This is a genomic window from Streptococcus sp. E17BB (genome assembly GCF_041807725.1).
GTDB lineage: Bacteria > Bacillota > Bacilli > Lactobacillales > Streptococcaceae > Streptococcus > Streptococcus entericus.
Genome location: NZ_JBGTZC010000006.1, coordinates 52,235 through 63,096, shown reverse-complemented (window position 1 = coordinate 63,096; position 10,862 = coordinate 52,235). Strand labels below are relative to the sequence as shown.

Here is a 10,862-nt window from a genome sequence, read left to right as displayed (position 1 = left end):
TATTTTAGAGCTCGGGAAGAACTAGTCACTCCCCTGACTAGTTCTTTATTCCATATGAGTCTTTCTAATGTGAATTTAGTCGCTTTTCATTATAGGTCATATGGGCTTTTTTCATACTCAAAAAGACTCCATAATCTCCGAGGTGGATTTAACCACTACAAAAATTATAGAGCCTCCTTTTTAAGTTATTATTCAATGTCAAACACAACTGATTTGAGAGTTGTCATGGCTTCGATAGAGTATTTCACCCCTTGAACACCAGCACCTGATTTTTTAGCACCCAAGAATGGGAAGTTGTCTGTTCCACGTTGCGTTTTGTTGTTGATATGAACGGTTCCGACTTCTAATTTCTCAGCGATATAGAAGGCACGTGGGTAGTTACGTGTGAAGATAGACGCCTGCAAACCATACTCAGACTGGTTGGAAATCTCGATTGCTTCTTCGATAGATTTGACACGCAAGAATGGCAGAACTGGCCCAAACGGCTCTTCCCAAGCCAAGCGCATATCAGTTGTCACCTTATCAAAGAGGATTGGGCAGATGAGGTTGCCATCGCGCTTGATGTCTGTCAAGGCTGTTGCTCCTTTGTCCGCAGCATCCTTAACCAAACCTTCAACAAAATCAGCAGCAGCGGTGTCAATCAATGGCGTGATATCCGCATCTTCTAACGGATCACCTATAGTCAATTTAAGCACTTGTTCACGCACCAATTCAGCCAACTCATCTGCAACGCTTTCCATAACAAGGACACGTTTCACCGCTGTACAACGTTGCCCTGAGTAACCAAAGGCACCAGCCACGATATTCTTAGCTGCCACGGCAAGATCCGCATCTTCCAAGACGATAGCAGAGTCTTTACCGCCAAGTTCTAGCATGATTGGGCGCATACCCGCCAAGCGACCGATACGCTCACCGACTGGTGTTGAGCCTGTGAAGTTGATAAAGTTAACCGCTGGATGTTCAACGATGTAGTCACCGATGACAGAACCTTTACCAGTGATGGTATTGAAGACACCAGCTGGGATACCAGCTTCTACAAAAGCTTCAGCCAAAACAAGACCTGAAATAGACCCTTGGGTTGGTGGTTTGAAGGCAACCACGTTCCCTCCGATAAGGGCAGGGGCAATCTTAGAACCTGCTAAGTTGATAGGGTAGTTAAATGGCGAAATCGCTAAAACTAAACCAACAGGTTCGCGACGAACGACCGCAATTTTTTTCTTGCTGGCTGCTTCAAAGCTACCGCCTTCAAGTACTTCACCTGATAGGCGAACACCCTCTTCTGCGGCATAGCGAATAATATCTGCTGTACGAACAACTTCAGATACTGCTGATTTATAGCCTTTTGCTACTTCTTTAGCGAGGACCAGACCGATTTTTTCAGCATCACGCACCAAAATATCAGCGACTTTGTGTAGGTAAGCAGCACGTTCAACGTAAGATAGGGCACGCCATGCTGGCAAGGCAGCACGGGCAGAGGCGTAAACATAATCAACCTCTTCAGGGGTCATGGCTGGCACTGAACCAAGTTCTTCACCAGAAGCTGGGGCATAGATTTTAATCTCGTTAGCGGATGTTTTCCATTCGCCATTGACGTAGTTTTTATACTGTGTCATAACAGTCTCCTTCCTTTTTATATACCCATTTTATCACTAGGAAAATTTTCCTGCAAGTTTCTGCTACGGTTTCCAAGTTTGCTCTTGATGAGCTAAGTATTCTAGCTTGGCTTGCCGTGTTTTGCGCTTAAAGAGTGCTTCAGCGGACTGGGCTTTTGACTTGCTGTCAAAGCTTTCGTGATAGACGAGCTTGACGGGCAGGCGTGCTTTAGTGTATTTGGCGCCTTTGCCTGCGTTGTGGGTTTTGAGGCGACGGTCAAGATCGGTCGTGTAGCCTGTGTAGAGGCTACCGTCAGCACATTCTAACACATACATGTAGGCTTTAGTGTCCATAGTAAATTGCTCGAATCTCATCAGTATAGTCACCATTGTCTTGATGAACAATCAGTGGTGGCAAAATCCGCATGCCCTCCAGCGAACCGTCTTTGATGGCCTCAATCAAGAGCATATTGGCTTCCTTGCCTGCTTTGGGGTAGATGAATTGGATGCGCTTGGGAGCTAGTTTATACTGCTTGAGGGTATCAATAATCTCCAGAAGACGGTCTGGTCGATGGACTAGAGCCAGTCTGCCGTTGGATTTGAGAGCTTGTTGGCAGACCTTGCAAATTTCATCGAGGTTGGTGGTGATTTCATGACGGGCCAGCAGGTAGTGTTCGCTGAGGTTTTTTTTGGAGGTCTCTGTAGCTTTGAAATAGGGTGGATTGCAGACAATCAAATCAACCTGCGATGGTTTGATGTGTTGCGTCAGGTTTTTCAGGTCATCGTTAATCACACTTACTTGGTCGGTCAAGTTGTTGAGCCGAATGGAGCGCTCAGCCATTTCCGCTAACCGCTCCTGCAACTCGACGAGGATAATCTGTGCCTGAGTTTGGGAGCTAGCAAAGAGACCAACTGCTCCATTACCAGAGCAGAGGTCAACGATGAGGCCACGGCTGGGGAGTTTTGGGAAGCGTGAGAGGAGGACACTGTCCACCGAGTAGCTGAAGACGTCGCGGTTTTGGATGATTTTGACATCAGTAGAGAACAGCTGGTCGATACGTTCGCCAGGCTGGATGGGGATAGTAGTCATTAGTGCAATACTCCAAACGTATAGCCATTATCCTTGTAATATTGGATAATGTGTGGCAGTGTTTCTAGGGTGAGGGTTTTATCTGGGGCATCGTGGAGAAGAACCACTTTTAACTGCTGGGGGGACTGTGGGTACTTTTCCAGTGACTTAGCGTGAAAGGCAATCATCTCATCAACAGTTTGAGGTCGACGATAAGTTGGTTCGGCATCCCCTAAACTGGCGTTCCAATCTAGCCAAATCAGACCTAAATCTGCGAGGCGACTGTGAGCAGCATCAAGCCCTTGCCAAGACAAGGCTCCACCTGGGTAGCGCCAGACGTGCGTTTGGAATTTCATCCCCAGGACACGCTTAAATGCCTTATCTGCTTGCTTGGCTTCAAAGGCGATTTGATCAACATTTGGGACACGACCAGGGTAGAGTAAGTCTAAATCGTGACTATAACTATGGAGTCCAATCGCGTGTCCTTCATTGATTTGTCTGTGATAGAGTTTTGCCTTGTCTGGAGTGACCTCAGAACCAATTGGGAAAAAGGTCGCATGTACCTGATGCTCTTTAAGAAGATCTAAGACTCGTGGTGTTATGTCATGGTTTGCACCGTCATCAATCGTGATAAAAACAAGCGGTTGACCATCATAAGGCTTATCTCCCTTGAGATAGGCCTGAATATCTTTGATATCATAAGCATAGTCGTTGGCAGCGTAATTATGGTTATGTTGTGGCATGAGTTGAGTGGGGTCAGAGACGGTTGGTGCTTCTGAACTGGAAGCAGATGTTTCTGTTCCTTCTGAACTGGGAATAGGTTCAGTTGATATTTCTGAGCTGGAAGAAGGTAAGTCTGCAGAGGTACGGGAATTGACAACTACTTGTTTGAAGAGTGCTGGTAGACTTTGCTGACGGGTGACAAGGAGATAGCTGATGGCAATAACACCAATAAGATTAAGGGTAATTAAGCTGAGTTGTAAACGAGAGAACTTCACAAGATATCGACCTTTCTAAAAATCTCTATTTTTCATTATACTCTATTCTGCTGGAAAAATCCAAGATTATTCTGGTCAAGTAAATGCTGCTGGCATGTTGAACGACGACCCGGACGAGGGATGATATCATCAAATCATTCACGAAAAAGCTGGCAATAAGAAATCGCCTCGTCTCAGACGCGAGGTGATATTGTTGTTTTATCTATTTTCTTAGCTCCCCAAGAAGCGTTGTAAGAACTCTTTTGTGCGTTCTTCCTGAGGGTTCTCAAAAATCTGCTGAGGTGTGCCTTCTTCCGCAATCACACCTTTATCCATGAAGATGACACGGTCAGAGACTTCTTTGGCAAAGGCCATCTCGTGGGTTACGATGATCATGGTCAAGCCAGAATGTGCCAAGTCTTTCATGGTTTTGAGTACTTCGCCGACCATTTCAGGATCAAGGGCTGAGGTTGGCTCATCAAAGAGGATGGCTTCGGGGTCAACAGAGAGGGCACGGGCGATAGCGACCCGTTGTTTTTGTCCACCTGAGAGCTGTTTGGGCTTAGCTAGCCAGTAATGCTCGCCCATGCCGACTTTTTCAAGATTGGCTTTGGCGATGGCCTCGGCTTCTAATCGGTCACGTTTGAGGACGGTGGTCTGGGCGACGATGGCATTCTCTAAGACATTGAGGTTGTCAAAGAGATTGAAGGACTGAAAGACCATGCCGACTTTTTCTCGATAGGTGTGAAGGTCAAAGTCAGTGTCTGCAATATTTTTGCCATGGAATAAAATATCCCCAGCTGTCGGTTCTTCCAAAAGGTTGATGGAACGCAAGAAGGTGGATTTTCCAGAACCTGACGAGCCGATGATGGAGATGACCTCCCCAGCTTGTACCGTCAGTGAAATGCCTTTGAGCACCTGGTTCTGTCCATAGAATTTTTCAAGTTGTTTGATGTCTAAAATTGGCTTAGTCATGTGTCCCTCCGATTGATACGGTCATACCTCCTGTGTAGTCATCAGCATCCAAGCGCTGCTCAAGGTGGCGCAAGAGACGAGTCACAGTGTAGGTTAAGATAAAGTAAATGATAGCGATTAGGGTAAAAGTCTGGAAGTATTGATAGGTCTGTGTGGCGACCGTATTTCCAGAGAAGTAGAGCTCCACCACTGAAATCACATTGAGTACAGAGGTGTCCTTAATATTGAGAACGAATTCATTACCGATAGCAGGTAAGGTATAGCGAAAAACCTGTGGTAACACAATTTTTGTCATGGTTTGGCCATGAGTAAAGCCAAGCGCAGTTGCTGCCTCGAATTGTCCCTTGTCAATAGCTAGAATGGCTCCTCTGATGGTCTCACTCATGTAGGCCCCTGTATTGACAGCTACGATAAAAATTGCTACCCATGTCCGGTTTAAGTCTACCCCAAAAGCTTGGGCAGTGCCGTAGTAGATGACCATAGATTGAACAATCATCGGGGTCCCTCGAAAGACCTCAACATAAATGGTAATCAATCGTCCCAGTAGCCCTTGCAAGATAGCTAGTAGGGGGTGATTGGCTTTAGGAGCTGTACGGAAAGCACCGATACCGTAGCCAATGCTAGTACCGATAACGGTGCTTGTAATGGCGATGAGCAAGGTCATGGCTGTACCACTAAGAAAGGTTTGCCAATTGTCCTTTAAAATCTGTCCCATCTGCTGGATAAAATTTGGTTGGCTATCGGCGTCGGTCTCAACCAATGGTTGCTAAGGGACAACTTGATCCATCAGTGCTTGTTGGTCTTTAAGGGTATTGGCCAAGACCTGATTGACGGTTGCTTTGAGTGTATCATTGCCTTTTTGGATTCCAATTGCTAGGTCGACATCAGAGGCGCTCACCTCAAAACCATCTTCGGGAACAATCATTTTGAATTCGGGTGAGGCAACTTCGGCGGCGATACCATCAGGGCGGTCAGTCACATAAGCATCGATAACACCAGAAAGGAGAGCTTGCCGAATCTGGGTAAAATCCCCCATGGCTGTTTCTTGGTGGGCACCCTTAATTTGTGAGATAAGGTCATAAAGGTAGGTCCCTTGTTGGGAGGTGATAGCTGCTCCTGCAAAATGGCTGAGCTGCTTAGCTTGAGCGTAAGGGCTATCTGATCGAACAACTAAGACAGGTGCTGAGCGGTAGTAGGTCTCTGAAAAATCAATTTGTAAGCGACGTTCGTCAGTCGGGCTCATACCGGCGATAATCAGGTCAACCTTGCCAGAAGTAAGAGCAGGAATCAGACCTGTAAAGCTGGTTTTAACCACAAGGGGTTTCTTACCTAACTGCTCTGCTATGGCTTTAGCGACCTGAATGTCGTAACCGTTAGCGTATTGATTGGTGCCTTCAATGGGAATAGCACCGTTGCTGGCATCTGATTGGGTCCAGCTAAAAGGAGCGTATGCGGCATCAGTTTCGATGCGCAAAAATTCATCATCAGATGCACTGCCTTTGACGGTTAATAAAGGTAAAAGCAGGACAAGGAGTAGTGTGATAACATGTTTCTTCAATAATTGTTGACTCCTGTGGTATATTCATCCATGTCCATCCGCTTTTCGATGGCGCGTAAGATACGGGTCACGGTAAAGGTCAAGATGAAATAGATGACCGCAATAACCGCAAAGGTTTGGAAGTATTGGTAAGTTTGTGTAGCGACGGTATTTCCAGAGAAATAGAGTTCGACTACGGAGATGACATTGAGGACAGAGGTATCCTTGATGTTGATGACAAATTCGTTCCCTGTTGATGGCAGAATGTTACGAATGACTTGTGGAAGAACGATTTTTTTCATGGTCTGGTGATGGGTAAAGCCAAGAGCGGTCGCCGCCTCGAATTGCCCCTTGTCCACGGCGTGGATACCACCGCGAACAATCTCACTCATATAGGCTCCTGTATTGATAGAGACGATGAAAATGGCAGCGAGAGTTCGGTCAAGGCTGAGACCAAAGGCCTGGGCGGTACCATAATAGATGACCATGGATTGAACAATCATTGGGGTGCCACGGAAGATTTCGACATAGATGTGGATGAGCCAGTTGCCGATTTGCTGGGCAAGGCGGGCTGCCTTGTTGATCGCTCTTGGTGCGGTACGAAAGACCCCAATCGCAAGACCAATCATTGTACCGAAGATGGTGCCTAAGATAGAGATGAGCAGGGTCATGCCTGTTCCGCTAAGGAGAGCTTTCCAGTTGCCTGTGAAAATGTTCCAAGCCTGATTGAAGAAGGAAACTTTCTCCTCGATAATTTCTTCTATGGGTTGGAGGGGAATCATACTGTCCATGAGCTTGGTCTGCTCTTCAGCTGGGAAATCCGCTAAGGCTTGGTTGACCAATTCGCGGTTTTTATCGCCTTTGCGCATACCAATTGCCAGAGCGACATCGGACTCGCTAACTTCAAACCCTTCCTTGAGAGAGACCATGGTGAAGTCTTTAGAGGCCAATTGGGCCGAAATTCCATCTGGTCGCTCAGAGACATAGGCGTCAATAATCCCAGACTGGAGAGCTTGGCGCATTTGACCAAAATCCCCCATGGCAGTCTGCTGGGAGACGCCCTCAATCTGAGAAATAAGGTTGTAGAGGTAGACCCCTTGCTGGGAGGTCACCCTCGCCCCTGCAAAGTCAGCTAGACTGGTCGCTTTTGCATAGTCGCTGTCCGTGCGTACGACAAGGACAGGCTCGGAAGTGTAGTAGCTCTCTGAAAAGTCGATTTCGAGTTTTCGCTCTTCGGTGGGACTCATGCCTGCGATGATGAGGTCGATTTTGCCAGATGTCAGGGCTGGAATTAAGCCAGACCAAGAGGTTTTGACGATAACCAATTTTTTGCCCATCCTGTCAGCAATTTTCTTGGCGACTTGGACATCGTAGCCGTTGGCGTATTGGTTGGTGCCATCAATTGGGACTGCACCGTTGCTGTCATCACTTTGGGTCCAGTTAAAGGGAGCGTAAGCTGCTTCCATGCCGACTCGTAGGACATCTTCTTCTGCCAAAACAGTTGTTGAGCTGGTGTTAAAAACCAAAAATAGAGCTGTTAGGCAGGCCAATAGATATTTTTTCATACATACTCCTTTAGATAATGTGCTGACCATTTTACACTAAATATTCAGAATTTTCAAGGTGTTTTTGTTTTTTATTTTGGAAAAAAGCAATAACGATAACTTTGGAATTCTAACCCGTGTCGCAGCTAACACGGCTTCATCAATTCATATGCTCGTCTCACCGAAAATGGCTAATAAGTTGTTAACAATTCTGACAGCTGAATAGATGATTGTCTTGCTGGTAGAGGGGGTGTTGGGAGAATAACGGTTCAAGCCTATGGATGAGTCAAAGTTGATGCACCTTGTCCTGTCCTTTAAGGGGTCTTTGTGCTATAATAAACGAAACGAAGGAGTAAATCGTTAAACAAAGGAGAGTTCAGATGACCAAACCCATCAAATTAGTTGTCGTTACTGGGATGAGCGGTGCGGGGAAGACCGTTGCTATCCAGTCTTTTGAAGACTTAGGCTACTTTACCATTGATAACATGCCACCTACCCTTGTTCCAAAGTTTTTGGAGTTGGTTGGACAAACCAATGATTATGACCACGTTGCTCTAGTCGTCGACATGAGAAGTAGGCAGTTTTTTGCTGAAATCACCCAGATGTTGGATAGTTTAGAAAGCAATGAGCAGCTTGATTTCAAAATCCTATTTCTAGACGCGACAGATAGTGAGCTTGTTTCACGGTACAAGGAGACCCGTCGTAGTCACCCTTTAGCAGCGGCTGGTCGAGTTCTGGACGGGATAAAGCGCGAACGAGAGCTCTTGGCGCCACTTAAAAGTTTCAGTCAGAATGTGGTGGATACCACAGAGATTACGCCTCGTCAGTTAAGACAAACCATTGCAGAGCAGTTTGCACAAGCAAATCAGCAGGGCCAGTTTCGTATTGAAGTCGTGAGTTTTGGATTCAAGTATGGCTTGCCTATCGATGCTGATTTGGTATTTGATGTGAGATTCTTGCCAAATCCTCACTATGTTCCGGAATTGCGAGAGCAGACTGGATTGGACCAACCTGTTTTTGACTATGTGATGGCTTCTCAAGTATCTGAGGATTTTTATCATAACTTGTACCGTCTGATAGCGCCGATTCTACCTGGTTATCAAAAGGAAGGCAAGTCCGTTTTAACCATTGCAATCGGTTGTACGGGAGGTCAGCACCGCAGTGTTGCTTTCGCTCATCGTTTGGCGGCAGATATTGCCAAGGAGTGGACCGTCAACGAGAGTCACCGAGATAAGGATAAACGAAAGGAGACGGTGAACCGGTCATGAGAAAGCCTAAGATAACAGTTATTGGCGGTGGAACAGGCATTCCGGTCATTCTCAGTAGTCTCCGTCACGAAGATGTTGACATCACGGCCATTGTTACCGTAGCTGATGACGGAGGATCATCGGGTACCCTTCGGCAAGATATGCGACTAGCACCGCCAGGAGATTTGAGGAACGTGTTGGTAGCGATGAGTGACATGCCAAAGTTTTATGAGAAGATTTTTCAGTACCGTTTCCAAGGACAAAATAGCCTATCGGGTCACCCACTAGGCAATCTGATTATTGCCGGTATTTCAGAAATGCAAGGGTCCACTTACCAAGCCATGCAGATTTTGACCAAGTTTTTCCACACGACAGGCAAGATTTTTCCTGCTAGTGAGGAGCCCTTAACCTTACATGCCGTTTTTACCGAGGGTCATCAAGTATCTGGCGAGAGCCATATTGCTAATTACCAAGGGACAATCGAGCGTGTCTATGTTACTAATACCTACAATGAACAACAACCGACAGCCAGTCGAAAAGTTGTTGATACGATTATGGATAGCGATATGATTGTCCTTGGACCTGGGTCACTATTTACCTCAATTTTGCCTAATTTGGTGATTCCAGAAATCCAACAAGCCTTGATAAAGACAAAAGCTCAGATTACTTATGTTTGCAACATCATGACCCAGCGAGGAGAGACAGAGCATTTTAGCGACAGTGACCACGTGCGAGTTCTTGCCAAACACCTAGGTGATGGTGTGGTGGATACGGTTCTTGTAAATATCGCTCCAGTGCCACATGACTACATGGTGTCTCATCGTTTTAATCAGGATTTGGTGCAGGTAGAGCATGATTTTGAAGGATTGCGACAACAGGTTAAACGGGTAATTTCGTCAAACTTTTTACGTTTGGAAAATGGCGGAGCTTTTCACGATGGGCACCTAGTGGTTGAGGAACTGATGACCTTATTGGGAGCGAACTACTGATGACCTTTACAGCCAGAGTGAAAGAAGAAGTATTAACCAGTACAACCGCAGACAAGTACCAACTCGCTGCCATGATGAAATTATCAGGGAGTCTGGGCTTAACCAGCCAAGGTCTCAGGATGACCTTGACCACTGAACAGGCAAAAATTGCTCGCCACCTGTATGAAATGATTGAGCAGTTTTATGCCATTCAGCCTGAAATCCGCTACCACACGCGCTCCAATCTCAAGAAAAATCGTGTTTATCAGGTGGTTTTAGAGACAGGAGTAGAGGCGATTTTAGCCGATTTACAGCTAGCAGACAGCTTTTTTGGTTTTGAGACTGGCGTATCATCAACCATCTTGACTAATGATGGGGCTGGACAGTCTTACCTGCGAGGGGCTTTTTTGGCAACAGGGTCACTGACAGACCCTGAAACAGGCAAGTATCAATTGGAGATTTTTTCGGTTTACCAAGATCATGCTGAGGATTTGGCGAGCCTGCTTCAAAAATTTATGCTTGATGCTAAGGTCATTAACCATAAAAACGGCACGATGACCTATCTCCAAAAAGCTGAAGACATTATGGATTTCCTCTTGGTCATAGGTGCTGTTGATGCTAAAGATAGGTTTGAAGAAGTCAAAGTTTATCGCGAAACCAGAAACGATCTCAATCGCGCTAATAATGCGGAAACTGCTAACATTGCACGGACTATAACCGCCAGCATGAAAACAATCAATAACATCAGCAAAATCATTGAACGAGTGGGATTAGATAGCTTGCCTCTTGACTTGCAGGAGGTCGCTCAAAAGAGGATACAGCATCCGGATTATTCCATTCAGGAGCTGGCAGATAGCTTAGAAACTCCCTTGACCAAGAGTGGTGTGAATCATCGCTTAAGGCGACTTAATAAATTTGCAGAGGACTTGCACTAACATCTCAAAAGGTGAGCT

9 protein-coding genes and 1 pseudogene are annotated in these 10,862 nt (G+C 46.0%); 3 read left to right on the top strand and 7 right to left on the bottom strand.

All coding sequences use genetic code 11. The features are described 5' to 3' along the window. Positions 1 to 188: 188 nt before the first annotated feature. From ACERC7_RS02525 to ACERC7_RS02495, 7 genes and pseudogenes are all read right to left on the bottom strand, one after another. The gene (locus tag ACERC7_RS02525; protein WP_373658372.1) at positions 189 to 1,613 is read right to left on the bottom strand and encodes an NADP-dependent glyceraldehyde-3-phosphate dehydrogenase; all 1,425 of its coding nucleotides are present in this window, start codon (positions 1,611 to 1,613) and stop codon (positions 189 to 191) included. Between the two features lie 63 nt (positions 1,614 to 1,676). Next, the gene (locus ACERC7_RS02520; RefSeq protein WP_373666040.1) at positions 1,677 to 1,946 is read right to left on the bottom strand and encodes a GIY-YIG nuclease family protein; all 270 of its coding nucleotides are present in this window, start codon (positions 1,944 to 1,946) and stop codon (positions 1,677 to 1,679) included. After that, positions 1,936 to 2,682, bottom strand: coding sequence for a tRNA1(Val) (adenine(37)-N6)-methyltransferase (locus tag ACERC7_RS02515; RefSeq protein ID WP_373666039.1), 747 nt, complete (start codon positions 2,680 to 2,682; stop codon positions 1,936 to 1,938). The genes ACERC7_RS02520 and ACERC7_RS02515 overlap by 11 nt, the downstream gene beginning before the upstream one ends. Continuing rightward, positions 2,682 to 3,659, bottom strand: coding sequence for a polysaccharide deacetylase family protein (locus ACERC7_RS02510; RefSeq protein WP_373658375.1), 978 nt, complete (start codon positions 3,657 to 3,659; stop codon positions 2,682 to 2,684). Before ACERC7_RS02510 ends, ACERC7_RS02515 begins: the two co-directional genes overlap by 1 nt. A 210-nt stretch (positions 3,660 to 3,869) precedes the next feature. Next, on the bottom strand, positions 3,870 to 4,613 hold the full coding sequence (locus tag ACERC7_RS02505; RefSeq protein ID WP_373666038.1) for an amino acid ABC transporter ATP-binding protein: 744 nt from the start codon (positions 4,611 to 4,613) through the stop codon (positions 3,870 to 3,872). Continuing rightward, a pseudogene (locus ACERC7_RS02500) lies at positions 4,606 to 6,171 on the bottom strand (ABC transporter substrate-binding protein/permease). Before ACERC7_RS02500 ends, ACERC7_RS02505 begins: the two are co-directional and overlap by 8 nt. Then, complete coding sequence (locus ACERC7_RS02495; protein WP_373666037.1) at positions 6,168 to 7,715, bottom strand: ABC transporter substrate-binding protein/permease; 1,548 nt, start codon at positions 7,713 to 7,715, stop codon at positions 6,168 to 6,170. Before ACERC7_RS02495 ends, ACERC7_RS02500 begins: the two are co-directional and overlap by 4 nt. A gap of 359 nt (positions 7,716 to 8,074) precedes the next feature. Between ACERC7_RS02495 and rapZ the strand changes: the two genes are divergently transcribed. Genes rapZ through whiA form a run of 3 tightly spaced genes read left to right on the top strand, consistent with a single transcriptional unit; the run spans position 8,075 to position 10,844 of the window. Further along, positions 8,075 to 8,962 carry an RNase adapter RapZ gene (gene rapZ / locus ACERC7_RS02490; protein ID WP_373666036.1) on the top strand — a complete coding sequence of 296 codons (888 nt, stop codon included), beginning with the start codon at positions 8,075 to 8,077 and terminating at the stop codon, positions 8,960 to 8,962. Beyond that, positions 8,959 to 9,930 carry a YvcK family protein gene (locus ACERC7_RS02485; RefSeq protein WP_373666035.1) on the top strand — a complete coding sequence of 324 codons (972 nt, stop codon included), beginning with the start codon at positions 8,959 to 8,961 and terminating at the stop codon, positions 9,928 to 9,930. Before rapZ ends, ACERC7_RS02485 begins: the two co-directional genes overlap by 4 nt. Then, on the top strand, positions 9,930 to 10,844 hold the full coding sequence (whiA, locus tag ACERC7_RS02480) for a DNA-binding protein WhiA (protein WP_373666034.1): 915 nt from the start codon (positions 9,930 to 9,932) through the stop codon (positions 10,842 to 10,844). The genes ACERC7_RS02485 and whiA overlap by 1 nt, the downstream gene beginning before the upstream one ends. Positions 10,845 to 10,862: the final 18 nt, after the last annotated feature.